Below are 24,919 nucleotides of genomic sequence, written 5' to 3'. Positions count from 1 at the left end.
GCGAGGCCCGGACGTCTGTGTCACCCGGAACGGACGGACCGGGCGCGCTGTCGGCAGGTCTTCGGACTGACCGGGCGGACGAAGCCGCCAAAAGCACACCGTTGCGGGACAGTTCCGGATTCGCACCGGATTCCCCTGCGACGACAGCGAGGATGAGCATACATGTGGGGGGCGCCGCTCTTGGCACCCCCCACATGTTGTGTCGCCTCCAAATTTGCCCACGCATCCGGGAATACCTGGGGATCACAGCTCCAAGGCGTACGTGAGCAGCGGGTCCATCTCCGGAATCGGCTTCCAGTCGCGTTCCGGAGTCCGGACGAACCCCATCCGCTCGTAGATCCGGTGCGCTTCGGCCATGCCGCGCTGGGTGGAGAGCCGGACGCGCACGCACCCCTCCAGGGCCCGCGCCCGGTCGACACAGGCCCGTACGAGCGCCTCGCCGACCCCTTGGCCTCGCGCCTCCTTCGCGACCGCGAGCATCCGGAATTCCGCCTCGCCGGCCCCCGCGATATCGGCCCACGTTCGCTCCCCAGGGGTGAACGTCACCCCGCCGAGGAGCCGCCCGGCGCGGTCCGCGGCGACCAGGACCTCGGCCTCGGCGTCGCGCCGGGCCACGTCGCGCAGGACGTGCAGATAGTCGTCGTCCTCGCCGAAGTCGAGGTGCCCGTCGTCGAGGAAGGCGCGCGCGGTGATTTCGCCGAGCGTCTCGTACTCCTCGGGCCGTACCGCCCGGATCGTGATGTCCATGGGCCGCAGTCTGCCCGAGGGGCACGGCGAAGGGCCCGGGGATTTCCGTCAGGAAACCCCGGACCCTTCGCGTGGCGCGGCCACGGCGTCAGTGCGAGCTCACGCCGACCTTCGGCAGCTCGGTCGAGACACCCTTGTCGCCCGCGTCCGCCGTGTAGTCCTCCGGCGAGGTCTCGTCGACGCCCTCCGGGGCCTTGACGGCCTTCAGGACGAAGGTGAGGACGACGGTGACGATGACGTTGATCACGAAGGCGGTGAGGCCGATGTAGCCGATCTCGCCGATGCCCGGGATCTCGGCGGACGAGCCGCCGAAGTGCTTCTGGGTCGGGCTGGCCACGCCGTACGCCGCCGCCGTGCCGTAGACCATGCCGACGGCCCAGCCGGCGAGCAGCGCCCAGCGGTGGAACCAGCGGGTGAACAGACCGCCGACCAGGGCCGGGAGGGTCTGCAGGATCCAGATGCCGCCGAGCAGCTGGAAGTTGATCGCGACCGTCTTGTCCATGGTGAGGACGAAGGCCAGCGCGCCGACCTTCACCAGGAGCGACACCAGCTTGGACACCTTGGTCTCCTGCTCCGGCGTGGCGTCCGGCTTCAGGAAGTCCTTGTAGATGTTGCGGGTGAAGAGGTTGGCGGCGGCGATCGACATGATCGCGGCCGGCACCAGCGCGCCGATGCCGATGGCGGCGAAGGCCACGCCCGCGAACCAGTCGGGGAACATGTTCTCGAACAGCTGCGGGATCGCCAGCTGGCCGTTGGAGACCTTGACCCCGGCGGCGATCGCCATGAAGCCGAGCAGCGCGAGCAGGCCCAGCATCAGCGAGTACAGCGGCAGGATCGTGGTGTTGCGGCGGATCACGTCACGGCTGCGCGAGGAGAGCGTCGCCGTGATCGAGTGCGGGTACATGAAGAGCGCGAGCGCCGAGCCGAGCGCCAGCGTCGCGTAGCCCCACTGGCCCATCTCGCCCGGCACAAGGGCGCCACGCGGCTTGTCGGTCGCCGGGTTGATCGTCGCGTACGCCTCACCGGCCTTGGCGAAGATCTCGTCGAAGCCGCCCAGCTTGATCGGGATGTAGATGATCGCCACCGCGATGACGATGTAGATCAGGGTGTCCTTGACGAAGGCGATGAGCGCGGGCGCGCGCAGCCCCGACGAGTAGGTGTACGCCGCGAGCACACCGAAGGCGATGAGCAGCGGCAGGTCCTTGATGAACCAGTGCGTGTTCTCGCCGCCGCCGACGCCCATCACGTCCAGGACGGCCTGGATGCCGACCAGCTGGAGCGCGATGTACGGCATGGTCGCGAGGATGCCGGTGAGGGCGACCGCGAGGGACAGGCCCTTGGAGCCGAAGCGGCCGCGGACGAAGTCCGAGGTGGTGACGTACCCGTGCTTGTGCGACACCGACCAGAGGCGGGGCAGGAAGGTGAAGATCAGCGGGTAGACCAGGATCGTGTACGGCACGGCGAAGAAGCCGGCCGCGCCCGCCGCGTAGATCGCCGCGGGGACCGCGACGAAGGTGTACGCGGTGTAGAGGTCGCCGCCGAGCAGGAACCAGGTGACCCAGGTGCCGAACGAGCGCCCGCCGAGGCCCCATTCGTCGAGGCTGTTCTCGTTCTCCGCCCTGCGCCAGCGCGAGGCGAGGAAGCCCATGACCGTGACGGCCAGGAAGAAGAAGATGAAGACGGCGAGTGCGACGCCGTTCACGCCGTCCTTCACTTGGAGGCACCTGCCTTCCGGGCGCGCTGGTCACGCTGCCAGAGCTGGTACGCGACCATCGTCAGCGCGGTCGAGATGACGACCCACGCCATCTGGTACCAGTAGAAGAAGGGGATGCCGATGAACGTCGGCTCGACCTTCGCGTACGAACTCACCCAGAGCATCGCCACGAACGGGGCGAACAGACAGAGCGCCACGACGACCCGTAGGGGTGTGACGGTTGGTTGTCTTCCCTGTGTCTCTTCGGACATACGGCGGACCGTCCCCTCGATGATCACCTGTTGTAATGCGCAGGAAATCTAGGGGACGGTTTCGCGGTATGGAACCCCTGTCCGGATAGCGGACGGTGGGTGTGCGGTCTTTTGTCAGCCGTTGGGGCGCTTGAGCCTGGCAACGAACTTGTATCGGTCGCCGCGGTACACCGAACGCACCCACTCGACGGGCTCGCCGTCGGCGTCCAGCGAGTGGCGGGAGAGCATCAGCATCGGCAGGCCCACGTCCGTGCCGAGCAGGCCGGCCTCGCGCGGGGTGGCGAGCGAGGTCTCGATGGTCTCCTCGGCCTCGGCGAGGTGCACGTCGTACACCTCGGCGAGCGCGGTGTAGAGGGACGTGTACTTCACCAGCGAGCGGCGCAGCGCGGGGAAGCGCTTGGCCGAAAGGTGCGTGGTCTCGATCGCCATCGGCTCGCCGCTCGCCAGCCGCAGCCGCTCGATCCGCAGGACCCGCCCGCCGGGGGAGATGTCGAGCAGCCCGGCGAGGGTGTCGTCGGCCGTGACGTACCCGATGTCGAGCAGCTGCGAGGTGGGCTCCAGGCCCTGGGCGCGCATGTCCTCGGTGTAGGAGGTCAGCTGGAGCGCCTGGGAGACCTTGGGCTTGGCGACGAACGTGCCCTTGCCCTGGATGCGTTCGAGCCGGCCCTCGACGACCAGTTCCTGGAGGGCCTGGCGCACGGTGGTGCGCGAGGTGTCGAACTCGGCCGCCAGGGTGCGCTCGGGCGGGACCGGGGTGCCCGGGGGCAGGGTTTCGGTCATGTCGAGCAAGTGGCGCTTGAGCCGGTAGTACTTGGGCACGCGCGCGGTGCGGGTGGCGACCCCGCCCTCTTTCTCCGTACTGCCCGCGTCCGTGGCCATGCCCTGCCTTCCCGACTGCTGTGCTGCTGCCGTCACCGGCTCCTCCGTCTGTCGCGGCTCACATGGTGGCACGGACCGGTCACGGGTCGTCGCCCTCCCTCAGGTGTCGGTCCGATAACGGACGCGACTGCCCTTCTTATACACCCTTGACACCCCTAAAGGTCTAGGCCAAGCTCCGGGTACTGGTCTAAACCATTAAAGACCAGGTCCCAGCCCCACGAGCACTACTCGACGTATGTCTTCGCGCGGTGGGGGGGTTGCAGGCATCCCTGAGGAGGGTGGCGTGAAGCGCAAGCTCATCGCGGCGATCGGCGTCGCGGGCATCATGGTCTCCATCGCGGCGTGCGGTGGCACCGACAAGAGCGGGGACAACGCCGGCGGCGACGCCAAGGAGCTCACCGTCTGGCTGACGGTCGACGCCCAGAACAACTGGCCCGAGCTGGTCAAGGCCGCCGACGACGCGGTGACGAAGAAGCACCCGGGCATCAAGATCAAGCACGAGTACTACGGCTGGCCGGACAAGAACACCAAGCTCGACGCGGTGCTCGCCACGGACAAGGCCCCGGACGTTGTCGAGATGGGCAACTCCGAGATGATCAGCTACATGGCCAAGGGTGCCTTCGCCGAGGTCGACCCGTCGAAGTTCGAGAACTCCGACAAGTGGCTCGACGCCCTCAAGGACTCGGTCACCTACAACGGCAAGACCTACGGTGTCCCCTACTACGCCGGTGGCCGCGTGGGCACCTGGCGCAAGGACATCGCCGCCGAGGCGGGCGTCAAGGCCGCCCCGAAGACCTGGGCCGAGCTGACCGCCGCGCTCGACGCCATCCAGAAGAAGAAGGGCGACAAGTTCAGCGCCTGGTACCAGCCGTCGCCGGACTGGTACGCCGCGATGTCCTTCGTCTACGAGGCCGGCGGCTCCATCGCCAAGCAGGAGGGCGAGAGCTGGAAGGCGAACCTGTCCTCGCCGGAGTCCGTCAAGGGCCTCACCGAGTACAAGAACATCGTCGACAAGTACATGCACGGCGACAAGACCAAGGACGAGGCCGACCGCCCGGTCGTCTTCGGCCAGGGCAACTCCGCCACGATCTTCGCCGCCGGCTGGGAGGGCGCCACCGCGGCCGACCCGAAGAGCGACAAGGTCGGTGGGCTGAAGGACAAGCTCGAGAACTTCGTGATGCCCGGCCCGTCCGGCAAGAACCTCCCGGTCTTCCTCGGCGGCTCCGACCTGGCCATCCCGGTCAAGTCCAAGGCGCAGGGCGTCGCGGCCGAGTGGATCGCCGCCTTCACCGGCGCCGAGGGCCAGAAGGGCCTCGTCGCCAAGGGCAACCTGCCCAACAACAAGGCGGACCTCGCCCCGCTGAAGGCCGACCCGGCCACCACGGTCCCGGCCACCGCCGCCGAGTCCAGCTGGTTCGTCCCGACCGCTCCGGGCTGGGGTCAGGTCGAGAAGGCCCAGATCCTCAAGACGATGCTCATCGAGATCGCCAACGGCAAGAAGTCGGTCGACGCCGCCGCGAAGGACGCGGACGCCGCGATCGACAAGGTCATCAACACCAAGTGACCTATGGGCAGGGCCCCGTCACCACGCTGACGGGGCCCTGCTTCCCGTACCACGAGAGGGATCGCTGAGGAGCACGGGATGAGTGCCGCAGACACAACCACCGCGAAGGTGCCGCCGGCGCGGCAATCGCCACCATCCGGCTCCGCAGCCGGTACCCCGAAGCCGGGGAAGAAGCCGAGTCTGGGCGGGGGTGGGATCCCATGGCTGCTGCTCGCGCCCTGCCTGCTCATCCTGCTCCTGGTGCTCGGCTACCCGCTCGTGCGCCTGGTCACCCTCTCCTTCCAGGTCTTCGGGCAGCCCCAGCTGTGGGGCTTCAAGGAGGCCGAGTGGGCCGGCCTCGACAACTTCACCAAGATCCTCGGTGACGGCGAGTTCTGGGCCGTCGTCCTGCGCACCGTGATCTTCGCGGGCGGCGCCGTGATCGCCACCATGGTCATCGGCATGCTGATCGCCCTGCTGCTCCAGCGGGTCTCCGGCTGGGTGAAGACGCTCATCAACATCGCGCTCGTGGCGAGCTGGGGCATGCCCATCATCGTCGCCACCGCCATCTTCAAGTGGCTCTTCGACGCCGACTACGGCGTCCTCAACTGGCTGCTCAGCAAGATCCCCGGCGTCGACATGATCGGCCACAACTGGTTCGCCAGCGGCCCCCAGGGCCTCGCCGTCATCATGCTGCTCGTCGTCTGGGGCGCCGTGCCCTTCGTCGTCATCACCCTGAGCGCCGGTCTGACCCAGGTCCCCAAGGAGCTGGAGGAGGCCGCCCGCCTCGACGGCGCCGGAGCCTGGGGCGTCTTCCGCTTCGTCACGCTGCCCATCCTCAAGCCGATCATCGTCATGCTGACGACGCTCTCGGTCATCTGGGACATGGGCGTCTTCCCGCAGGTCTACGTGATGCGCAACGGCCACCCCGAGGCGGAGTTCCAGCTGCTCACCACGTACTCCTTCGACAAGGCCTTCGTCGTCAACGACTACGGCACCGGCTCGGCGATCGCGCTCGTGACCGTCGTCCTGCTGCTCGGCGTGGTCGCTGTGTACATGCGCCAGATGCTCAAGATCGGAGAAGTCGAGTGAGCGCAGCGAACGCACCGGCTCCCGCCGCCACCCGCCGCCGCAAGAAGTCCAAGCTCGGCTGGAACCTGATCGGCCTCCTGGTCTTCGCCACGATCGGCTTCCCGGTCTACTGGATGGTCAACACGGCCTTCAAGCCGGCCAAGGACGCCATCGACCCCAACCCGCACTTCTTCCCCTCCGTGTTCACGCTGGAGAACTTCAAGCGTGCCCTGGAGATCGCGGACTTCTGGGGGCCGGTCGGCCGCAGCCTCATCGTCTCCTCGGTGGTCGTCGTCATCGGCATCATCGTCGGCATGCTGGCGGCGCTCGCCATCTCCCGGTTCGCCTTCCGCGGCCGCAAGATCGTCATCGTCGGCATCCTCGCCGTCCAGATGGTCCCGCTCGTCGCGATGATCATCCCGGTCTTCCTGATGCTCAACGACCTGGGCCAGTACGACAAGATCAGCGGCCTGATCATCACCTACCTGACCTTCATCCTGCCCTTCACGGTGTGGACGCTGCGCGGCTTCATCGTGAACATCCCCAAGGAGCTGGAGGAGGCCGCCCAGGTCGACGGCTGCACCCGCACCGGCGCGTTCATCCGGGTCGTCTTCCCGCTGCTCGCCCCCGGCATGGTCGCCACCTCCGTCTACGGCTTCATCCAGGCGTGGAACGAGTACCTCTACGCCCTGATGCTGATGAGCCAGCAGAACCAGACGGCCACCGTCTGGCTCGGCAACTTCATCACGAAGAACGGCACCGAGTACGCCCCGATGATGGCGGGCTCCACCATGATGGCCGTCCCCATCGTGATCCTCTTCCTCCTGGTCCAGCGCAAGATGGCCGCGGGCCTGACGGCCGGCGCGGTGAAGGGATAACGCCGCCCATGACCACACTCGTAAGCGCCTCGGACACCCTGACCCGTGACGCGCTCACGGTCCTCCAGCCCGGCTTCGTCGGCACCACCGCGCCCGACTGGCTGCTGCGCCGGATCGGCGAGGGCCTCTCCTCCGTCGGCCTGTTCGGCCGGAACATCGCCTCGCCCGAGCAGCTCGCCGCGCTCACCGCGCAGCTGCGGGCCGAGCGGGACGACGTCCTCGTCGCCATCGACGAGGAGGGCGGCGACGTCACCCGGCTGGAGGTCCGCAACGGCTCCTCCTTCCCCGGCAACTACGCCCTCGGCTCGGTCGACGACACCGACCTCACCCGGTCCGTCGCCGCCGAGCTCGGCCGCCGGCTCGCCGCCTGCGGGGTCGACCTCAACTGGGCGCCGTCGGCCGACGTGAACTCCAACGCCGACAACCCGGTCATCGGCGTCCGCTCCTTCGGCGCGAGCCCCGACCTGGTCGCCCGGCACACCGTGGCGTACGTCGAGGGCCTGCAGGCCGTCGGTGTCGCCGCGTGCACCAAGCACTTCCCCGGACACGGCGACACCAACGTCGACTCGCACCACGCGCTGCCCCGCATCGATGTGGACCTCGCCACACTGCACGCCCGTGAGCTGGTACCTTTCCGCGCGGCCATCGCCGCGGGTACCAAAGCGGTCATGAGCGCGCATATCCTGCTCTCCGCGCTCGACTCCGAGCGCCCGGCGACCCTGAGCCCGCAGATCCTGACCGGTCTGCTCCGTCAGGAGCTGGGCTTCGAGGGGCTGATCGTCACCGACGGCATGGAGATGCAGGCCATCGCGGGGACGTACGGCATCGAGCGCGGATCCGTCCTCGCGATCGCCGCGGGCGCCGACGCCATCTGCGTCGGCGGCGGGCTGGCCGACGAGGACACCGTACTGCGGCTGCGCGACGCGCTGGTCGAAGCGGTACGGACCGGTGAACTGCCCGAGGAGCGGCTGGCCGACGCCGCGGCGCGTGTACGCGCCCTGGCGGCCTGGACCCAGGCGCACCGGGTCAGGGGGGCTGGATCGGGGCCGGGCGCGGCAGTGCAGGAGGGGACCGCGCCCGGCACCGAGATCGGACTGGTCGCCGCCCGCAGGGCCGTGACCCTCACGCCGGGGGAGCTGCCCTACACGCGGGTGACCGAGGCTCCGTACGTCGCCGCCTTCACTCCGGTCGCCAACATCGCCGTGGGTGACGAGACGCCCTGGGGTGTCGCGGCGGAGCTGGAGCGGCTCCTTCCGGGCACCGAGACCGGCTCGTTCGACGAGCCGTCGGTGGACGCGGTGCTCGCCGCGGCGAAGGAGCGGCGGATCGTCGCGGTCGTCCGGGACGCCCACCGGCACCCGTGGATGACCGCGGCCCTCGACGCGCTGCTCGCGGCCCGCCCGGACACCGTCGTGGTGGAGATGGGCCTGAACCAGGCCGCACCCCGCGGCGCCCTGCACATCGCCACGCACGGTGCGGCCCGCGTCTGCGGCCGCGCGGCGGCGGAGGCGATCGCCGGGATCTGAGCCCGGCACGGGGGAGAACGCCAGTGGGGCCCGGCACCTGAACCAGGTGCCGGGCCCCACTGACGTTCCCCGGGGCGTCCGTACCGCCCCGGGGCCTGTCCTAGATGCCCTGCCAGGTGGGCTTGTTGGCGAAGGTGTGGCGGAAGTAGTCCGCGAGCTTCAGCTTGGACGCGGCGGCCTCGTCCACGACGACCGTGGCGTGCGGGTGCAGCTGGAGCGCGGAGGCCGGCACGATCGCGGCGACCGGGCCCTCGACGGTCGCGGCGACGGCGTCCGCCTTGCCCTCGCCGGTGGCCAGGAGCACCAGGTGCCGGGCCTCCAGGATGGTGCCGATGCCCTGGGTGATGACGTGGTGCGGCACCTGCTCGATGTCGTTGTCGAAGAAGCGCGCGTTGTCGACGCGGGTCTGCTCGGTGAGCGTCTTGATCCGCGTCCGGGAGGCGAGCGAGGAGCAGGGCTCGTTGAAGCCGATGTGCCCGTCGGTCCCGATGCCGAGGATCTGCAGGTCGACCCCGCCGGCCTCGCGCAGGGCCAGGTCGTAGGCCTCGCAGGCCGCCTGGACGTCCTCGGCCGAGCCGTCGGGGCCCATGAAGGCGCCCGCGGAGAGCCCGAGCGGCTCGACGACCTGACGCAGCACGGTGGAGCGGTACGACTCCGGGTGCCCGGTGGGCAGCCCGACGTACTCGTCCAGCTGAGCGATCCGGGCGCGCGAGGCGTCCACGGAACCGGCCTTGACCTGCGCGATCAGGGCCTCGTAGATGGGCAGCGGAGTCGAGCCGGTGGCAACGCCGAGCAGCGCGTCGGGCTTGCGGCGCAGGAGGCCGGCGATGCCGTCCGCGATGAGCTCTCCGCCTGCCGTGGCGTCCGGGACGATGACAACTTCCACGCTGTGCCTGCCGATCTGGTGAGGGGCTGGTGAGGGGCCTGGTGGTATAGACCAATCAAAGCTCAATCTAGCAGAGCGGAGACCGTCCGCTCAGGCCCTTCCAGCCGGCGGACGCGCCCCTCCCCATGGTCGAACGGCACACCCCCCGCAGCCACCGGAGCCCAGGCCCGCCCCACCCCAGGTCCCCGCCCCCGAGCCCCCGGGGTCCCGCCCCGAGGTCCGGCCCCGAGGTCCGGCTCCGGACCTCCCCGGGTCAGGCGATCGAACCCCCCGTCGCGTCGATCCACTGCCCGGTCACCCAGCGCCCGTCGTGCGAGGCCAGGAACGCCACCACGTCGGCTATGTCCGAGGGTTCCCCGACCCGCCCCAGCGTCGACAGGGCCGCCGAGCGCGCCCACGCCTCGTCGTCCCCGCGCAGCCACGCCGCGTTGATGTCCGTGTCCACGATCCCGGGCGCCACCGCGTTGACCGTGATGCCCCGCGCGCCCAGCACCTTGGACAGATAGCGCGTGAAGGTGTCCAGGGCGCTCTTGGACATCGCGTACGCGATCAGCTCGGGCATCAACGCGGCCTGGCTCAGGCCCGTGGAGACGTTGATGATCCGGCCTCCGTCGCGCAGCCGCTCCGCCCCCTGCTGCGCCAGGAAGAACGGCGCCTTCGTGTTGACCGCGAAGATCCGGTCGTACTCCGCCTCGTCGATCGCCGCGAAGGGCTGCGAGGCCGCGATCCCCGCGTTGTTGACGAGGATGTCGAGCCCGCCCGCGCCCGTCCGCTCGTCGAACCGCTCCCAGAGCGCCGCCGCGTCCCCGTCCGTCCCGAGCTCCTGGCCGATCGCGAAGGCCTCGCCGCCCGCCGCCTCGATCGCCGCGACGGTCTCCTTCGCCGCCGTCTCGTTGGTCCCGTAATGCACCGCGACCCGCGCGCCGTCCCGGCCGAGCCGCTCGGCGATGCCCCGCCCGATGCCCCGGCTGCCGCCCGTCACCAGTGCCGTCTTCCCTGCGAGCGCACCCATGGGACGCCCCCCTCACTTCCGTAGTGGTCGTTACAGAAATGACCGTAGCACCACTTCCGTAGTGCCCGCTATAGAATTGGCGTCATGACGACAGGACAGCGCGGCCGGCCCCGCTCCTTCGACCGCCTCACGGCGCTGGAGCAGGCCACGATGGCGTTCTGGGAGCACGGGTACGAAACGACCTCGGTCGCCGACCTGACCCGCGCCATGGGCATCAGTGCCCCCAGCCTCTACGCCGCCTTCGGGGACAAGAAGGCCCTGTTCGAGGAGGTCGTCGAGGCGTACGCGGTCAGCTACGGCGCGTACGGCGGCCGGGCCTTCGAGGAGGAGCCGACGGCGCGCGGCGCGCTCGGCCGGATGCTCAGGGAGGCGGCGGGCATCTTCACCGACCCGGCCCACCCGCGCGGCTGTCTGATGATCTCCGCCGCGACGAACTGCTCGAACCCCGAGGTGGAGCAGACGCTGCGCGAGCGCCGCGCGCGCAACCTGGCGTCGTTCGAGGCGCGGATCCGCCGTGGCGTCGACGCGGGCGAGCTGCCCGCCTGCACGGACACCGGCACCCTCGCCCGGCTCTACGGCGCGGTCCTCCAGGGCATGTCCCAGCAGGCGCGCGACGGCGCGACGAGGGCGGAGCTGGAGGCCGTCGCGGAGGCTGCGATGCGCTCCTGGCCGACGACCGAGAGCTGAAGTGGCCCTTCGGCTGTGCGCCGAAAGGGCCCCGGAAACACCCGCGGGCCGCGGCGCCCGACGGGACCCTCAACCCGTCCGGCACCGCAGCCCGGAGTTGCCCGGCCGAGGATGTGCGGTCCCGCGGCCGTATGGGAGGTCTCGACGCAGTCAGGGCAGAGAGCGTCGATCACCTCGTCCGCCCTCCTGTGCGGGGAGGGCGGAGGTCTTTCACAGGGTGCTGCCCCGCCATTGTGGACTAGACCATTCTTGTCTGTCCATCCATCGGCACGGCCGCGTTCCCGGTCCATCCTCCAACACGAACGCCGTGAGATCCAGGTTCATCGCGCGACGATTCCGCAGGTACGCTCGCCCCTGTGCCCTCCATGAACGAGCTCGTCCGCCAGCACACCGCTCTGAGTGAGTCCGACCTCGAGTGGCTCCACCTGCTGGTCTCGGAGTGGCAACTGCTCTCCGACCTGTCGTTCGCCGACCTCGTGCTCTGGGTCCCCACCCTGGACGGCACCCGGTATGTCTCCGTCGCCCAGATGCGGCCCAACACCGGACCGACCTCCTATCAGGACGACATGGTCGGCCATCTGGTTCCACGCGGCCGCCGCCCGTTGCTCGACGTCGCCCTCGACGAGGGCCGGATCGTGCGCGAGGGCGACCCCGAGTGGCGCGAGGAGGTCCCCGTACGGGTCGAGTCCATCCCCGTGCGCCGCGAGGGCCGGGTCCTCGGTGTGATCGCCCGCAACACCAACCTGCTCACCGTGCGGACCCCCTCCCGGCTGGAGCTGACCTACCTCCAGTCGGCCTCCGACCTGGCCCAGATGATCGCCGCCGGAACGTTCCCCTTCCCCGGCGAGGCCGTCGACATGGACTCCTCGCCGCGCGCCGGCGACGGACTCATCCGCCTCGACGCCGACGGCATCGTCCAGTACGCCTCGCCCAACGCCCTCTCCGCCTACCACCGGCTCGGTCTCGCCGCCGACCTGGTCGGCCAGCACCTCGGCCAGATCACCGCCGAACTCGCCCCCTCCCGGGGCCCGGTCGACGAGGCTCTGGTCAAGCTCGCCTCCGGGTACGCCCCGCGCGAGGCCGAGGTCGAGGGCAACGGCGGTGTGATCCAGCTCCGGGCGATCCCGCTCAAGCCCAAGGGAACCCGGATCGGTTCGCTCGTCCTGCTCCGTGACGTCACGGAACTGCGGCGCCGCGAGCGCGAGTTGATCACCAAGGACGCCACCATCCGGGAGATCCACCACCGGGTGAAGAACAACCTCCAGACCGTGGCCGCGCTGCTGCGGCTGCAGTCCCGCCGGATGGACTCCGACCAGGGCCGCGAGGCCCTCAACGAGGCGGTGCGCAGAGTCGGTTCGATCGCGATCGTGCACGAGACGCTCTCCCAGAACCTGGACGAGCGGGTGGAGTTCGACGAGATCGCCGACCGGGTGATCGCGATGGTCGCCGAGATCTCCCCGGGCAAGGTGACCTGCCGGCGCAACGGCCGCTTCGGCATCCTCGACGCCGAGGTCGCCACCCCGCTCTCGATGGTCCTCACCGAGATCCTGCAGAACGCCCTGGAGCACGCGTTCGCGCCGGGGGAGCGCGGCTCGGTCGAGGTCACCGCCGTCCGCGGCGAACCCCGCGCCGACGCACGGCTGTTGATCACGGTCCAGGACGACGGCCGCGGTCTGCCGGAGGGCTTCGACCCGCAGCGCGCGGGCAACCTCGGCCTGCAGATCGTACGGACGCTGGTGGAGGGGGAGTTGGGCGGCACCTTCGACATGCAGCCCGGCGCGGAGCACGGCACCAAGGTCGTCCTCGACATCCCCGTACAGCCCCAGAAGTAGCCCGCTACGGCAGGCGCCGTCGCACACAGCAGCGAGCCCCGGACCGATGAGAATCGGTCCGGGGCTCGAATGCTGTGGGTTACTGCTGCGCGCTGCGGCTCGGGGGCGGTGATTGCGTACGCGATGTACGCGCCGCTTGCCTCAGGCTTGTCAGGGTGTTCAGGCGCTGGCGTTGCGCGCCCGGTTGCGAGCGGCACGGCGCTTCATCGCGCGGCGCTCGTCCTCGCTGAGGCCACCCCAGACGCCGGAGTCCTGGCCGGACTCGAGCGCCCACTGCAGGCACTGCTCCATCACGGGGCAGCGACGGCAGACGGCCTTGGCTTCCTCGATCTGCAGCAGCGCAGGACCGGTGTTGCCGATGGGGAAGAACAGCTCGGGGTCTTCCTCACGACAAACGGCGTTGTGACGCCAGTCCATGGCTGCTACCTCTCTTGGTGTTACGTGCGGGTTGCTTGTGAATGTGAACGCTTTCACGAATCCCCCCGCAAGGGAAGGGCCGACTACCAGATGAACTGGATGCGTCCTTGGATTGAGGAGGGGTTCTGGCTCTCAGTGGAGGCCGGTCTTGCGGGCCGTCCCGATCGCCAAGAAGAGACTCCCAAACCCCAGCAGCGGATACAACCCTTTCTGGAAAGTTTTTTTTGATTCCTCGGTGTCGGCTAGGTCACAGCCGTACTTCTAAGGGGTGGATGGCAGTCTAAACGTTCGAGTGAAAGGACTTTCGGCCCTTCCGCTCACACAATCACACGCAGTGCACGGCGAACGCCTGTGAACGTCACGCTCGTACGCAGTCCGAGGTGGTCTCCGTCCATCTGCAGCGGGAGCGGAACCTTCGAATGCAAGGTGAAGTCCGTCAGATCGTGCAGAGACAGTGCGTGCTTGCCATGCGGGCCGCGCTCGGGGGTCGAAGTGAGCAGCTGGGTGGCGTAACGGGCCACCGCCGGGGTCGACAGACGGCTCAGTCCGAGGACGTCGAGCGCGGTGTCGAAGGAGGCCTCCGGGGACGCGTACACCGGGCGATTGCCCAGGTAGGTCCAGGGGGAGGTGTTGCAGATTATGGAGAGGACCAGCTCCTCGACCGGGTCGTGGCCGGGCCGCTCCAGGGTGATCGTGCCGTGCCGGCGGTGCGGCTCCCCGAGGAACTGGCGGACCACCTGGCGGAGGTAGAGCGCGTGCGTGGATCTCTTGCCGCGTTCCCGCTGCTGTTCGACTCGCCCGATGACACCGGCGTCGAACCCGAATCCGGCGCAGAACGTGAACCAGCGCGCCGGAACGGCCTCGTCCTCGGTCCCCGGTGTACCAGACGCGATCCCCAGGCTCACTGTGCGTGCACGGCGCTCACGGAGCGCGTCGAGCAGCGCGCCCGTCGCCTCGACGGCGTCGTTGGGCAGCCCCAGCGCGCGGGCGAAGACATTGGTGGAGCCGCCGGGCACGATCGCGAGACCCGGCAGCCGGTCCGGATCGGGGCCCTCGTGCAGGAGCCCGTTGACGACCTCGTTCACCGTCCCGTCGCCACCGAGGGCGACGACCAGCTCCACCTCCCCGGACTCCGTGGCCCGGCGGGCGACGTCGCGGGCGTGCCCGCGGTACTCGGTGGTGACCGTCTCCAGCTTCATCTCGCTCGCGAGGGCGTGGATGAGGACGTCACGGGTGCGGGCACTGGTGGTGGTGGCTGCCGGATTGACCACGAGAAGTGCGCGCATGGCCGCCAGCGTACCTACCCGGCGGTACTCATTCCCAGTCGTGGCCACCTGCCGGACAGCCCCGCGGGCCGTCCCGGCTACCCTGCCGGGTATGAGCAGTACGGAGCAGACCCCCCGCCCTGTCCGGCTGACCGCGGCGGCCGCGGTGGCCGGCGTCGAAGCACTCGCGCTGATGGTCGGAGGCGTCTACGTGCTCGTGACCGCGCTCACCGGAGACCCCGACGGCCTGACGCAGGCGGTCATGGGCGGCGCGACCCTGATCGCCCTCGGCCTCATCCCCGGCGCCGCGTCGCGCGGACTGCTGCTGCGCCGCAGCTGGAGCCGGGGGCCGGCGATCATCACGCAGATCCTGGCCCTGCCGGTCGCCTGGCAGCTCCTCCAGGCGAACAGCGCGCTGATCCCCGGCGGCATCGCCCTCGCCGTCCTCGCCGTCACCGGCCTCGTCCTCCTCGTGAACCCCGCGACGACCGAGGCCCTGGGCATCGGTCGTCGCGGCGAGGCGTAACGCTTCCTGTCGGCTGTCGGCGACTACTCCTCCACGAGGAGCTTCTCCCGCAGCTGCGCCAGCGTGCGCGCAAGGAGCCGGGAGACGTGCATCTGCGAGATGCCGACCTCCTGCGCGATCTGCGACTGGGTCATGTTGCCGAAGAAGCGAAGCAGCAGGATCCGCTTCTCCCGGGGCGGCAGGTCCTCCAGGAGAGGCTTGAGCGACTCCCGGTACTCGACCCCCTCCAGCGCCTCGTCCTCCGCGCCCAGCGTGTCCGCGACCGCGGGCGACTCGTCGTCCGTGTCGGGCACGTCCAGAGAGAGCGTCGAGTAGGCGTTCGCCGACTCCAGGCCCTCCAGGACCTCCTCCTCGGAGATCCCCAGCCGCTCCGCCAGCTCGTGCACGGTCGGGGAACGGCCGTGCAGCTGGGACAGCTCGGCCGTCGCCGTCGTCAGCGAAAGGCGCAGCTCCTGGAGCCGGCGCGGCACGCGCACCGCCCAGCCCTTGTCCCGGAAGTGCCGCTTGATCTCGCCGACGACCGTCGGTGTCGCGTACGTCGAGAACTCGACGCCACGCTCCGGGTCGAAGCGGTCCACCGACTTGATCAGACCGATCGTCGCGACCTGCGTCAGGTCGTCGAGCGGCTCGCCCCGGTTGCGGAACCGGCGGGCCAGGTGCTCGACCAGCGGCAGGTGCATCCGTACCAGCTGGTTGCGCAGCTCCGCCTTCTCCGCGGAGCCCTCCGGGAGCTTGCGCAGCTCGACGAAGAGGGCGCGCGCCCCGCTCCGGTCGTGCGGGTCCGGCGCCTCCTGGTGGGCGTGCGGAACCTCCGGAACGTCCGCGGCCTGCTGCGGCTCGGCGTCCTTCGGGACCTCGTTGTGCTGCTGGTGCTCGCTCATCTGGACCGCCTGCTCCGTAGCGACCTCGACCTCGACCTCCGGATGCGGCCTCGCCTGCTGCTCAGGGATGCCGGCCGTCGCGTCCCCGCTCCTCACGCCGGGCCTGGCCCCGCGCCGCGCTGTTTGTACAGGCTGATGGAGACCGTCTTGTCTTCGGCCACGGACGACTCGACCTTCCCGGCCAGCGCGGAGAGCACCGTCCAGGCGAACGTGTCCCGCTCGGGAGCCCGGCCGTCCGTGGTGGGGGCGGAGACGGTCACGTCGAGCGAGTCGTCGATCAGCCGGAAGACACAGCTGAGGACGGAGCCCGGCACGGCCTGCTGGAGCAGGATGGCGCACGCCTCGTCGACCGCGATCCGCAAGTCCTCGATCTCGTCGAGGGTGAAGTCCAAGCGTGCCGCGAGACCGGCCGTGGCCGTACGCAGCACGGACAGGTAGGCACCCGCAGCGGGCAGCCGGACTTCCACGAAGTCCTGGGACCCGGGCTCGCCTGCGATCTGGGACACCCTCACCTCCAAGGTGGCACAAGCTCATTCGGGGCCCGGGGGAGAAAGCCCCCCGAACCGGGCGGTGCGCAGTCGGTTGCGCAATCCGCGGTGACGCTATCGCGATCCATGCTGCCGTGTCGCCGTGGGCCCCGGGCGGGCCCCGCCCCCGTCTGTCACTCATGGTAAGTCCATGAGTACGGACAGTGGCTAGGGGTCTGCGGAAGCCAATTCCGATCGACCGACAGCAGATTGCCGGGGTGTCGTACCCAGCCCTCAGACGATCGAACCGTCCACGAAACACCACCGCCAGCGCTCGTTCGGCTCGAAGGTGCGCATCACCGGGTGGCCGGTGGTCGAGAAGTGCCCCGTCGCGTGCCGTCCCGACGAGGAGTCGCAGCAGCCCACGTGCCCACAGGTGAGGCAGATCCGCAGCTGGACGGGGTGCGTCCCGTCGCTCAGACACTCGGGACAGGTGTCGGTCAGCGGCGCGGGTTCGGGGCGCGGCATTTCGGCAACGTGCGGGCACTCGCTCATGATGGCCAGGTTACGTGCTGGAACGGACAGGGGACGGGGCCGACGATGGACGCACTGCAGCTGGTGGGGCTGGTCGCGGCGAGCGCCGCGGTCGCGGGCCTGGCCCGCAGGACACCGGTACCCGCGCCGCTGCTCCTGGTCGCCGCCGGCCTCGCCGCCTCGTACCTGCCCGGCGTCCCGGACTACACCCTCGACCCGCACATCATCCTGCCGCTCATCCTGCCCCCGCTCCTCTACACGGCGGCGATGGACTCCTCGTACCTCGACCTGCGGGCCAACATCAGACCCGTCGCCCTGCTCTCGGTCGGGTACGTCCTCTTCGCCACCGTCGCCGTCGGCTGGCTCGCGTACGTCCTCGTCCCCGACCTGCCGCTCACGGCGGCGCTCGTGCTCGGCGCGGTCGTCGCGCCGCCGGACGCGGTCGCGGCGACGGCGATCGCCCGCAAGCTGGGCCTGCCGAACCGGATCACCACGATCCTCCAGGGTGAGTCCCTGGTGAACGACGCCACCGCCATCACCGCCTACAAGGTGGCCCTCGCCGCCGCCGTCGGCGAGGGCATCAGCTGGGCGGGCGGTCTCGGCGAGTTCGCGCTCGCGGCGGTCGGCGGGATCGGCGTCGGCCTCGTCCTGATGGTCCCCATCCACTGGCTCCGCCGCCACCTCGGCGAGGCCCTGCTGCAGAACACCCTCTCCCTCCTGATCCCCTTCGTCGCCTACGCGGCGGCCGAGCAGGTCGGCGCCTCCGGGGTCCTCGCGGTGGTCGTCGTCGGCCTCTTCCTGGGGCACCGGAACTGGCAGGTGGACTTCGCGACCCGCCTCCAGGAGGCGGCCGTGTGGAAGATGGTCGCCTTCATCCTGGAGTCCAGCGTCTTCGCCCTGATCGGCCTGCAGCTGCCGTACATCGTCGGGGAGCTAGGGCAGTACGGGATCGGCGAGGCGGCCTGGTACGCCCTCGCGGTCTTCGTGGCCGTGGTCGTCGTCCGCTTCGTCTGGGTCTACCCGTCCACCTTCCTGCCCCGGCGGCTGTCGAAGCGGATCAGGGAGCGCGAGCCCGGGGTGGACTGGCGGGCGCCGCTGATCGTCGGCTGGGCCGGCATGCGCGGTGTGGTCTCCCTCGCCATCGCCTTCTCCATCCCGGAGATGACCGACGGGGTGGAGTTCCCCGCCCGGAACCTGGTCCTCTTCCTCACCTTCACCACCGTCATCGGGACGCTGGTCGTCCAGGGGCTCACCCTGCCCCCGCTGATCCGGCTCCTGAAGCTTCCGCCCCGCGACACGTACCAGGAGACCCTCGCCGAGGCGCAGGCCCAGAGCGAGGCGTCGCGGGCGGCGGAGGAGCGCCTGGAGGCCCTGCTGGCCGACGAGCGCAACGCCCTGCCGCAGCCGCTGGCCGACCGGCTCCGCGCGGTCATGGAGCGGCGCCGCAACGCCGTGTGGGAGCGCCTCGGTTCGGTGAACGAGGTCACGGGCGAGACCGTCGACGACACCTACCGGCGGCTCTCCGGCGAGATGATCGAGGCCGAGCGCGAGGTCTTCGTCCAGCTGCGGGACGAGCGCCGCATCGACGACGAGATGCTGCGCACGCTGCTGCGCCGGCTCGACCTGGAGGAGGCGGCGGCCTACCGCGAGGAGGCCTGAGGGGCGGGCGTGACTGGGCCGGGGCCCGGGAAGGGCCGTCCGGCGGGCCTCACGAAGGCGCGCCCGTCACCACCGCCGCGATGCTCGTCCCCCGTTCGAACGCGCCCTCCTCGGCGAGGACGACAAGTCCGTAGAGCATTTTGGCGACATACAGCCGCTCGATGGCGAGTCCATGCCGCGCCTCGAAGTCCTCGGCGAACGCGTCGAGCGCCGGATTCGTCCGGGCGTAACCGCCGCCGTGGAAGCGCTCGTCGAGGCTCCAGTCGCCCCTGGGGCCGCCGAACGCGGCGCGCTGCAGGGCGCGTACCTCCCCGCCCAGGAAACCGCCCCTGAGGACCGGGAAGCCCAGCGCCCGCTGTCCGGGGCCCAGACCGGCCGCCAGGCCCGCGAGCGTGCCGCCGGTGCCGCAGGCGACGGCGACCACGTCCGCGGCCCCGCGCAGCTCCTCGCCGAGCTCCACGCACCCCTCCACGGCGAGGGCGTTGCTGCCCCCCTCGGGCACGACGTAGGTCCCCGAAGGGGACCGGTCGAGCAGCCCGGCCAGCACCTCAGGGTCGGCCTTCGCCCGGTACGTGGCCCGGTCCACGAACACCAGCCGCATCCCGTCCGCCGCGCACCGGGCGAGGGAGGGGTTCAGGGGCCGGACGGCCAGCTCCTGGCCCCGGACGACACCGATCGTGTCGAAGCCGAGCAGCCGGCCGGCGGCGGCCGTCGCGCGCAGGTGGTTGGAGTACGCGCCGCCGAAGGTCAGCACCGGTCGGCCGTCCGCCGCGCGCAGGTTGAGCGCGAGCTTGCGCCACTTGTTGCCGGGCAGGTCCGGATGGATCAGGTCGTCGCGCTTGAGCAGCAGCCGCAGGCCGCGCCGGGTGAAGCGCTCGTCCTCGACCGGCTCCAGGGGGGACGGGAGCCGGGGTCCGAGGCGGGCGAGGTCGAACGCGTTCACCCGGCCATTGTCCACCGGCTACCGGAGGCGTTCGGCGATCCGCCCCCGCATCGAGGCCATCGTGAAGCCGCGCGGATCGACCTTGCCCGGCTGCCACTCCAGGTGGCCGATCACCGAGCGCTGGGTCCAGCCGTGCGCTCGGCAGACCGCCGCCGCGGCCCTCTCGATGGCCTCCAGCTGGACCTTGGGCCAGGGGTCGACCCCGTCCCCGAGGTTCTCGCACTCGAAGCCGTAGAAATGCCGGTTGCCGTCCACCGTGGCCTCGTTGTCCGGTGGCAGCCGGTGCTCGGCGATGACCGCCCGCAGCACCTCGTCGTCACCGGCCCCCGCGTGGTTGGCCCGGCCGTAGCCGACCAGATGGACCGTGCCGTCCTTGGCGATCACGCCGTGGCAGAGCGGCCCGGGCAGGGTGCTGTGGCCGTCCCGGCAGAGCCGGACGGTGTTGGCGGTGCCTCGGGTGACCGTGTGGTGGATCATCACGCCGTGGACGGGCCCCCAGGGGCCCTTGTGATTGCGGTTGTGGGTGCGCCAGTCGCCGACCTCGACGACCGTCAGGCCCTCGTCGCGCAGGGCGTCGAGGAACCTGCTCGCGGACATGGGTGGGGCCATGGCCGACTCCTTCGGGATAGCAGCGGGTTCGAGAGGGGGGCGAAGTGCCCCGCGTACCGGAGTCCGGAGTACCGGAGTCCGGAGTACCGAGTACCGGCGTACCGGAGTGTCCGCCTCCGGGCCACCTGTTCGGGAGCTGTGCGAGCCGATCCGGACACCGGGTCACGAGGCGTGCGGGGCTGGGCTGTTCGAGTGGAATCGAGTGACATGCCCAGTCGTAAGCCGATCACTCCCACTCATTTGTGTAATGGCGCGCGCACGCTCCGTGCTGAAAGGCTTCCTCTCGCAGGTCATTCACATCGAGAGGGAGTTCCATGTCCGTTGGTTCGGTTGGCGACGAGGTACGCGCGGATCAGGCGACGCCGCAGCAGAGTCTCGGCACCGCCGCCGCACGGAACCTGGCGACCACCACCAAGTCGGCGCCGCAGATGCAGGAGATCACCTCCCGGTGGCTGCTGCGGATGCTGCCGTGGGTACAGGTCCAGGGCGGTACCTACCGGGTGAACCGGAGGCTCAGCTACTCCGTGGGAGACGGTCGCGTCACCTTCGTCCAGACCGGAGAGCGCGTCGCGGTCATCCCCGCCGAGCTCGGTGAACTCCCGGCGCTGCGCGGATACGAGGACGAGGAGGCGCTCACCGAACTCGCCTCCCGGTGCCGTCAGCGCGAGTACGCGCCCGGAGAGATCATCGCCGCCGCCGGCGAACCCACCGACCGCGTCCACCTCCTGGCGCACGGCAAGGTCGAGCAGATCGGCGAGGGGCCGTACGGCGACGAGGCGGTCCTCGGGGTCCTCGCCGACGGCGCGCACTTCGGCGACAGCGCGCTGACCCACGCGGACGCCACCTGGGAGTGGACCGCCCGCGCGGCCACCGCCTGCACCGTCCTCGAACTGACCCGCGATGACGTGCGCAACCTGGCCGAGCGGGCCACCTCGCTCGCCGACCACCTCGCGAGCGTCGCCGCGCTGCCCGCTCAGCGCAGCAACCAGTTCGGCGAGGCCGCGATCGACCTCTCCGCCGGTCACGTCGGCGAGGCGGTCGTTCCGCACACGTACGTGGACTACGACGCCTCGCCGCGCGAGTACGAACTGTCGGTCGCCCAGACGGTCCTGAAGGTCCACAGCCGCGTCGCCGACCTCTACAACCAGCCGATGAACCAGACCGAGCAGCAGTTGCGGCTCACGGTCGAGGCGTTGCGCGAGCGCCAGGAGCACGAGCTGATCAACAACCGCGAGTTCGGCCTGCTCTCCAACTGCGACTACGGGCAGCGCCTCCAGCCGCACGACGGCGTGCCCAGCCCCGACGACATGGACGAGCTCCTCTCCCGGCGCCGGGGCTCCAAGATGTTCCTCGCCCACCCGCGCGCGATCGCCGCCTTCGGCCGCGAGTGCAACCGGCGGGGCCTGGTCCCCGAGTCCATCGAGATCAACGGCAACCGGATCCCGACCTGGCGCGGCGTCCCGATCTTCCCGAGCAACAAGATCCCGGTCTCCGACGCCCGGACCACGTCCATCATCTGCATGCGTACCGGCGAGGCCGACCAGGGCGTGATCGGTCTGCACCAGACGGGCCTCCCGGACGAGATCGAGCCCAGCCTCTCGGTGCGCTTCATGGGCATCGACGAGCAGGCGATCATCTCCTACCTGGTCACGGCCTACTACTCGGCCGCGGTCCTCGTCCCCGACGCGCTCGGAGTCCTGGAGAACGTGGAGGTCAGCCGCTGGCGTTGACGCGCCGGCCCCGGTGACCGTGGCGGGGGGTCCGTGCCGACCGGCCCTCCGCCACGACCCCACACGCCAAGCGACCCACGGACTCAACGTAGAGGGGGAAGTGTGACCATGACCCGGGCGGACGCCGTGGGTGGCTCCCAGGGCGCCGTGGCGCTCCTCGACCAGACGAGGAACGTCGTCGATCCTCAACTGCGTTCGACCATCGAGTCGTTGCCGGGTTCGATACGGCGCGTCGCGATGTACCACTTCGGCTGGGAGCAGGCCGACGGCTCCCCGGCCGCCGCGCAGACGGGCAAGGCGATCCGGCCCGCGCTCGTGCTCGCCGCCACCCGCGCGCTCGGCGGTGACCCGGCGCCCGCCGTGCGGGCCGCCGCAGCGGTGGAACTCGCGCACAACTTCTCGCTGCTGCACGACGACATCGTGGACGAGGACCCGACCCGACGGCACCGGCCCACGGCCTGGACGGTGTTCGGCATCCCCGACGCGCTGATCGCGGGCGACGCCATGCTCGCCCTGGCGTTACGGCTGCTCGCCGAGGACGGCCACCCGGCCTCCGCGGCCGCCTCGGCGCGGCTCGCCGCCTGCGTGATCGAGCTCTGCGCCGGCCAGCAGGCGGACTGCGCCTTCGAGCATCGCGGCGCCCGTGAGGTGAGCCTGGACGAGTGCCTCGCCATGGCCACCGCCAAGACCGGCGCCCTGCTCGGCTGCGCCTGCGCCCTCGGCGCCCTGTACGCGGGCGCGGGTGAGGAGGAGGTCGCGGCGATGGACGCCTTCGGCCGGGAGGCCGGGCTCGCCTTCCAGCTGATCGACGACCTGATCGGCATCTGGGGCGACCCGGAGAGCACCGGCAAGCCGGCGGGCGCGGATCTCGTCGCGCACAAGAAGTCGCTGCCGGTGGTCGCGGCGCTCGCCTCGGGCACGGCGGCGGGCGAGGAGCTGGCCGAGCTGTACACCCGTACGGAACTCGACGCCGCCGGGGTACGGGCGGCGGCGGACGCGGTCGAGCGGGCCGGAGGCCGGGACTGGGCGCAGGCCCAGGCGGCCGACCTGATGGGGCGCGCGGTACAGCAGCTCTCCCGGGCGGTGCCGGATCTGGCCGCCGCGGGCGACCTGCTCGCCCTGGCCGAGTTCGTCACGCGCCGGACCCGGTGACCGGCCGGAGGCGGTGGCAGGTCGGACGAGGTGACAGGCTGGACCCGGTGACGGTCGCCGCAGCCGTGCTTCAGGCCTCCGGCACGATCCGGTTGACCACGGTCTCGATGAGCTCGTCCAGTTCGTGGTCGCTGTGGAGGCCGGGGACCGTGAAGTGGTCGAAGAGCAGCCCGGTGAGGGCGAAGTAGAGCAGCCGGACCGTGTCCGCGTCGCCCGGCATGCCGGACTCGATGTGCGTACGGATGTTGAAGTCCAGGTCGGAGCGCAGCACCTTGGTGAGCTGCGTGCGCAGCTCCGGGCGGCGCGTCGCCTCGAGCCGGAGCTCGAAGAGCCCCAGATAGCAGGTGCGTTCGGCGGCCATCCGGCGGGCCAGCCAGCGCATCAGCTCCAGGACCAGCGGCCGGCTGGGCTTCGGCCGGAAGGCCGCGACGAGGGAGTCCGGCTCCGGGGTCATCCGGACGAAGATGCGGTCCGCGACCTGGGAGAGCAGCTGGTCCCGGTCGGAGAAGTAGTTGGACGAGGTGCCCGTGGGGACGCCTGCCCTGGCGTCGACCGCCCGGAAGGTGAGCCCACGGGCGCCCTCGTCCCCGAGTACCTCGATCGCCGCGTCGAGCAGGGCCGTACGGCGTTCTTGGTTCCTGGCCACCGGACCTCCTGATTCCACTTCTCGTCTGATCTCTTCGGAAGATAGCTCTTGCATAACCACTACAGGTGAAGCACTATAACTGTCGTGGTTGCGACCGCAGCTCACGTCGTGAAGAAGAAAAGGACCGGTTTGCGCAAGCTCACCTACTTCATCGCCTGCTCCATCGACGGCTTCATCGGTGACCCCGACGGAGACGCCACGTCCATGTACCAGTTCGTGGACGCGCCGTTCCTGGAGTACCTGACGGGCGAGTACCCGGAGACCATCTCCGCGCAGGGGCGTGAGGCCCTCGGGGTCGACGCCGAGAACAAGCGGTTCGACACCGTCATCCAGGGCCTGAACTCGTACAGGCTCGCCCTGGACGTCGGTCTCACCAGCCCCTACGGCCACCTGCGCGAGATCGTCGCGACCCGCTCGCTCGCCGAGTCGCCCGACCCGAACGTCGAGCTGATCGCCGACGACCTGGTCGGCCGGGTGCGGGAACTGAAGGCCGAGGACAGCCCGCTCGGGATCTGGGTCTGCGGCGGCTCCCAGATCGCCGGCGCGCTCATCGAGGAGATCGACGAGCTGGTCATCAAGACGTACCCGCAGGTCTACGGCTCCGGCATGCCGATGTTCGGCGCCGGCTTCGAGCCCCGCGACTTCGAGCTCGGCGAGGTGCGCACCTTCGACAACGGTGTGCTCGTCCGGACGTACACCAGGAAGCGGTGACGGGTGGCGCGCCCTACCCTGAGGGGTATGGGCAGCGAGACCCCGCGCACGCTACGGGACCCGCAGGCCACGCCCACGTGTCCGGCCTGCGGCGACCCCGTCGGTATCGTCGCGAAGCGGCACAAGGTCATGGGAGCCTGGGTGCCGGAGTGGGAAGTGCAGCCGTGCCGGAACGCGCGATGCGCGCGGCACGAAGGCCATGAGGGCGCGGACCGACGGGCCGCCCCGGCGCCCGGTCCCGAGGGCGGCGCGGAAGGCGCGCCCGGGGGCGGACCGGCGAGCGGCGCGGAACCTGCCACGGGCGCGTGACGGAAGCCGCTACCACGCACGTGACCGGCAAGAACGGTGAGATC

The 24,919-nt window shown here is 70.3% G+C and carries 25 protein-coding genes and 1 riboswitch; of the genes, 11 read left to right on the top strand and 14 right to left on the bottom strand.

Annotated features, from left to right (window positions below):
• Positions 1 to 56 precede the first annotated feature (56 nt).
• Positions 57 to 135: riboswitch (cobalamin riboswitch) on the bottom strand.
• A gap of 108 nt (positions 136 to 243) precedes the next feature.
• The 4 genes from ACF09C_RS22850 to ACF09C_RS22835 all read right to left on the bottom strand — a co-directional run bounded on the left by ACF09C_RS22850 (position 244) and on the right by ACF09C_RS22835 (position 3,591).
• Positions 244 to 747 carry a GNAT family N-acetyltransferase gene (locus ACF09C_RS22850; protein ID WP_392093772.1) on the bottom strand — a complete coding sequence of 168 codons (504 nt, stop codon included), beginning with the start codon at positions 745 to 747 and terminating at the stop codon, positions 244 to 246.
• Positions 748 to 835: 88 nt separating this feature from the next.
• Entirely contained in the window at positions 836 to 2,461 is a 1,626-nt protein-coding gene (gene mctP, locus ACF09C_RS22845; protein WP_392093770.1) for a monocarboxylate uptake permease MctP, read from the bottom strand.
• The gene (locus ACF09C_RS22840) at positions 2,458 to 2,712 is read right to left on the bottom strand and encodes a DUF3311 domain-containing protein (protein WP_392093768.1); all 255 of its coding nucleotides are present in this window, start codon (positions 2,710 to 2,712) and stop codon (positions 2,458 to 2,460) included. Before ACF09C_RS22840 ends, mctP begins: the two co-directional genes overlap by 4 nt.
• A 114-nt stretch (positions 2,713 to 2,826) precedes the next feature.
• Positions 2,827 to 3,591, bottom strand: a complete 765-nt coding sequence (locus ACF09C_RS22835; protein ID WP_362426634.1) for a GntR family transcriptional regulator — start codon at positions 3,589 to 3,591, stop codon at positions 2,827 to 2,829.
• Between the two features lie 283 nt (positions 3,592 to 3,874).
• Here ACF09C_RS22835 and ACF09C_RS22830 point away from each other — a divergent pair, with 283 nt between their 5' ends.
• The 4 genes from ACF09C_RS22830 (at position 3,875) to ACF09C_RS22815 (ending at position 8,609) form a co-directional block, all read left to right on the top strand.
• Positions 3,875 to 5,155 carry an extracellular solute-binding protein gene (locus ACF09C_RS22830; protein ID WP_392093766.1) on the top strand — a complete coding sequence of 427 codons (1,281 nt, stop codon included), beginning with the start codon at positions 3,875 to 3,877 and terminating at the stop codon, positions 5,153 to 5,155.
• 78 nt (positions 5,156 to 5,233) lie between these two features.
• Complete coding sequence (locus ACF09C_RS22825; RefSeq protein WP_392093765.1) at positions 5,234 to 6,226, top strand: carbohydrate ABC transporter permease; 993 nt, start codon at positions 5,234 to 5,236, stop codon at positions 6,224 to 6,226.
• Positions 6,223 to 7,083 (top strand): carbohydrate ABC transporter permease, encoded by an 861-nt coding sequence (locus tag ACF09C_RS22820; RefSeq protein ID WP_392093764.1) that lies wholly within the window; start codon positions 6,223 to 6,225, stop codon positions 7,081 to 7,083. Before ACF09C_RS22825 ends, ACF09C_RS22820 begins: the two co-directional genes overlap by 4 nt.
• 8 nt (positions 7,084 to 7,091) lie before the next feature.
• Positions 7,092 to 8,609: a glycoside hydrolase family 3 protein gene (locus ACF09C_RS22815; RefSeq protein WP_392093762.1), complete on the top strand. Its 1,518-nt coding sequence runs from the start codon at positions 7,092 to 7,094 to the stop codon at positions 8,607 to 8,609.
• A 100-nt stretch (positions 8,610 to 8,709) separates the two neighbouring features.
• Here ACF09C_RS22815 and nagB read toward each other — a convergent pair whose 3' ends face one another.
• Together nagB and ACF09C_RS22805 are read right to left on the bottom strand one after the other, a co-directional pair.
• Positions 8,710 to 9,495, bottom strand: coding sequence for a glucosamine-6-phosphate deaminase (gene nagB, locus ACF09C_RS22810; RefSeq protein ID WP_392093760.1), 786 nt, complete (start codon positions 9,493 to 9,495; stop codon positions 8,710 to 8,712).
• A gap of 253 nt (positions 9,496 to 9,748) precedes the next feature.
• A complete protein-coding gene (locus ACF09C_RS22805) occupies positions 9,749 to 10,507 on the bottom strand; it encodes an SDR family oxidoreductase (protein WP_392093758.1) in 759 nt (252 codons plus the stop codon).
• Positions 10,508 to 10,591: 84 nt separating this feature from the next.
• Between ACF09C_RS22805 and ACF09C_RS22800 the strand changes: the two genes are divergently transcribed.
• Together ACF09C_RS22800 and ACF09C_RS22795 are read left to right on the top strand one after the other, a co-directional pair.
• Complete coding sequence (locus tag ACF09C_RS22800) at positions 10,592 to 11,194, top strand: TetR/AcrR family transcriptional regulator (RefSeq protein WP_392093756.1); 603 nt, start codon at positions 10,592 to 10,594, stop codon at positions 11,192 to 11,194.
• A 365-nt stretch (positions 11,195 to 11,559) separates the two neighbouring features.
• The gene (locus ACF09C_RS22795) at positions 11,560 to 13,026 is read left to right on the top strand and encodes a sensor histidine kinase (protein WP_392094338.1); all 1,467 of its coding nucleotides are present in this window, start codon (positions 11,560 to 11,562) and stop codon (positions 13,024 to 13,026) included.
• 159 nt (positions 13,027 to 13,185) lie between these two features.
• On the opposite strand, the gene ACF09C_RS22790 is transcribed toward ACF09C_RS22795, so the two are convergent.
• Positions 13,186 to 13,443: a WhiB family transcriptional regulator gene (locus tag ACF09C_RS22790; RefSeq protein WP_003953983.1), complete on the bottom strand. Its 258-nt coding sequence runs from the start codon at positions 13,441 to 13,443 to the stop codon at positions 13,186 to 13,188.
• A gap of 317 nt (positions 13,444 to 13,760) precedes the next feature.
• A complete protein-coding gene (locus tag ACF09C_RS22785; protein ID WP_392093754.1) occupies positions 13,761 to 14,729 on the bottom strand; it encodes a diacylglycerol/lipid kinase family protein in 969 nt (322 codons plus the stop codon).
• A gap of 91 nt (positions 14,730 to 14,820) precedes the next feature.
• On the opposite strand from ACF09C_RS22785, the gene ACF09C_RS22780 reads away from it, so the two are divergent.
• Positions 14,821 to 15,234 (top strand): hypothetical protein, encoded by a 414-nt coding sequence (locus tag ACF09C_RS22780; protein WP_392093753.1) that lies wholly within the window; start codon positions 14,821 to 14,823, stop codon positions 15,232 to 15,234.
• A 23-nt stretch (positions 15,235 to 15,257) separates the two neighbouring features.
• Here the strand turns inward: ACF09C_RS22780 and ACF09C_RS22775 are convergent, their stop codons facing one another.
• The 3 genes from ACF09C_RS22775 to ACF09C_RS22765 all read right to left on the bottom strand — a co-directional run bounded on the left by ACF09C_RS22775 (position 15,258) and on the right by ACF09C_RS22765 (position 17,137).
• Positions 15,258 to 16,211, bottom strand: coding sequence for an RNA polymerase sigma factor SigF (locus tag ACF09C_RS22775; RefSeq protein WP_392093752.1), 954 nt, complete (start codon positions 16,209 to 16,211; stop codon positions 15,258 to 15,260).
• Positions 16,208 to 16,621: an anti-sigma regulatory factor gene (locus ACF09C_RS22770; RefSeq protein ID WP_392093750.1), complete on the bottom strand. Its 414-nt coding sequence runs from the start codon at positions 16,619 to 16,621 to the stop codon at positions 16,208 to 16,210. The genes ACF09C_RS22775 and ACF09C_RS22770 overlap by 4 nt, the downstream gene beginning before the upstream one ends.
• 255 nt (positions 16,622 to 16,876) lie before the next feature.
• Complete coding sequence (locus ACF09C_RS22765; protein WP_362426602.1) at positions 16,877 to 17,137, bottom strand: UBP-type zinc finger domain-containing protein; 261 nt, start codon at positions 17,135 to 17,137, stop codon at positions 16,877 to 16,879.
• A 45-nt stretch (positions 17,138 to 17,182) separates the two neighbouring features.
• On the opposite strand from ACF09C_RS22765, the gene ACF09C_RS22760 reads away from it, so the two are divergent.
• On the top strand, positions 17,183 to 18,775 hold the full coding sequence (locus ACF09C_RS22760; RefSeq protein ID WP_392093748.1) for a Na+/H+ antiporter: 1,593 nt from the start codon (positions 17,183 to 17,185) through the stop codon (positions 18,773 to 18,775).
• A 49-nt stretch (positions 18,776 to 18,824) separates the two neighbouring features.
• On the opposite strand, the gene ACF09C_RS22755 is transcribed toward ACF09C_RS22760, so the two are convergent.
• Both ACF09C_RS22755 and ACF09C_RS22750 read right to left on the bottom strand, forming a co-directional pair.
• Complete coding sequence (locus ACF09C_RS22755) at positions 18,825 to 19,718, bottom strand: 1-aminocyclopropane-1-carboxylate deaminase/D-cysteine desulfhydrase (RefSeq protein WP_392093746.1); 894 nt, start codon at positions 19,716 to 19,718, stop codon at positions 18,825 to 18,827.
• Positions 19,719 to 19,736: 18 nt separating this feature from the next.
• On the bottom strand, positions 19,737 to 20,327 hold the full coding sequence (locus ACF09C_RS22750; RefSeq protein WP_392093744.1) for an N-acetylmuramoyl-L-alanine amidase: 591 nt from the start codon (positions 20,325 to 20,327) through the stop codon (positions 19,737 to 19,739).
• 314 nt (positions 20,328 to 20,641) lie between these two features.
• On the opposite strand from ACF09C_RS22750, the gene ACF09C_RS22745 reads away from it, so the two are divergent.
• Positions 20,642 to 22,057 carry a family 2B encapsulin nanocompartment shell protein gene (locus ACF09C_RS22745; RefSeq protein WP_392093742.1) on the top strand — a complete coding sequence of 472 codons (1,416 nt, stop codon included), beginning with the start codon at positions 20,642 to 20,644 and terminating at the stop codon, positions 22,055 to 22,057.
• A gap of 108 nt (positions 22,058 to 22,165) precedes the next feature.
• Positions 22,166 to 23,209, top strand: coding sequence for a family 2 encapsulin nanocompartment cargo protein polyprenyl transferase (locus ACF09C_RS22740; protein ID WP_392094336.1), 1,044 nt, complete (start codon positions 22,166 to 22,168; stop codon positions 23,207 to 23,209).
• Between the two features lie 70 nt (positions 23,210 to 23,279).
• On the opposite strand, the gene ACF09C_RS22735 is transcribed toward ACF09C_RS22740, so the two are convergent.
• Complete coding sequence (locus ACF09C_RS22735) at positions 23,280 to 23,855, bottom strand: TetR/AcrR family transcriptional regulator (RefSeq protein ID WP_392093740.1); 576 nt, start codon at positions 23,853 to 23,855, stop codon at positions 23,280 to 23,282.
• A 129-nt stretch (positions 23,856 to 23,984) separates the two neighbouring features.
• On the opposite strand from ACF09C_RS22735, the gene ACF09C_RS22730 reads away from it, so the two are divergent.
• A complete protein-coding gene (locus ACF09C_RS22730; protein ID WP_392093739.1) occupies positions 23,985 to 24,566 on the top strand; it encodes a dihydrofolate reductase family protein in 582 nt (193 codons plus the stop codon).
• Positions 24,567 to 24,919 lie beyond the last annotated feature (353 nt).

It is taken from the genome of Streptomyces sp. NPDC014870, assembly GCF_043081505.1.
Classification (GTDB): domain Bacteria; phylum Actinomycetota; class Actinomycetes; order Streptomycetales; family Streptomycetaceae; genus Streptomyces.
This window is presented reverse-complemented; position numbering and strand designations above follow the sequence as displayed.

Excerpts from the sequence above, each read along its gene's own strand:
- ACF09C_RS22850 (WP_392093772.1), bottom strand. The coding sequence starts at position 747 with ATGGACATCACGATCCGGGCGGTACGGCCCGAGGAGTACGAGACGCTC.
- ACF09C_RS22840 (WP_392093768.1), bottom strand. The coding sequence starts at position 2,712 with ATGTCCGAAGAGACACAGGGAAGACAACCAACCGTCACACCCCTACGG.
- ACF09C_RS22835 (WP_362426634.1), bottom strand. The coding sequence starts at position 3,591 with ATGGCCACGGACGCGGGCAGTACGGAGAAAGAGGGCGGGGTCGCCACC.
- ACF09C_RS22825 (WP_392093765.1), top strand. The coding sequence starts at position 5,234 with ATGAGTGCCGCAGACACAACCACCGCGAAGGTGCCGCCGGCGCGGCAA.
- ACF09C_RS22815 (WP_392093762.1), top strand. The coding sequence starts at position 7,092 with ATGACCACACTCGTAAGCGCCTCGGACACCCTGACCCGTGACGCGCTC.
- ACF09C_RS22805 (WP_392093758.1), bottom strand. The coding sequence starts at position 10,507 with ATGGGTGCGCTCGCAGGGAAGACGGCACTGGTGACGGGCGGCAGCCGG.
- ACF09C_RS22800 (WP_392093756.1), top strand. The coding sequence starts at position 10,592 with ATGACGACAGGACAGCGCGGCCGGCCCCGCTCCTTCGACCGCCTCACG.
- ACF09C_RS22795 (WP_392094338.1), top strand. The coding sequence starts at position 11,560 with ATGAACGAGCTCGTCCGCCAGCACACCGCTCTGAGTGAGTCCGACCTC.
- ACF09C_RS22790 (WP_003953983.1), bottom strand. The coding sequence starts at position 13,443 with ATGGACTGGCGTCACAACGCCGTTTGTCGTGAGGAAGACCCCGAGCTG.
- ACF09C_RS22785 (WP_392093754.1), bottom strand. The coding sequence starts at position 14,729 with ATGCGCGCACTTCTCGTGGTCAATCCGGCAGCCACCACCACCAGTGCC.
- ACF09C_RS22780 (WP_392093753.1), top strand. The coding sequence starts at position 14,821 with ATGAGCAGTACGGAGCAGACCCCCCGCCCTGTCCGGCTGACCGCGGCG.
- ACF09C_RS22765 (WP_362426602.1), bottom strand. The coding sequence starts at position 17,137 with ATGAGCGAGTGCCCGCACGTTGCCGAAATGCCGCGCCCCGAACCCGCG.
- ACF09C_RS22760 (WP_392093748.1), top strand. The coding sequence starts at position 17,183 with ATGGACGCACTGCAGCTGGTGGGGCTGGTCGCGGCGAGCGCCGCGGTC.
- ACF09C_RS22750 (WP_392093744.1), bottom strand. The coding sequence starts at position 20,327 with ATGGCCCCACCCATGTCCGCGAGCAGGTTCCTCGACGCCCTGCGCGAC.
- ACF09C_RS22745 (WP_392093742.1), top strand. The coding sequence starts at position 20,642 with ATGTCCGTTGGTTCGGTTGGCGACGAGGTACGCGCGGATCAGGCGACG.
- ACF09C_RS22740 (WP_392094336.1), top strand. The coding sequence starts at position 22,166 with ATGACCCGGGCGGACGCCGTGGGTGGCTCCCAGGGCGCCGTGGCGCTC.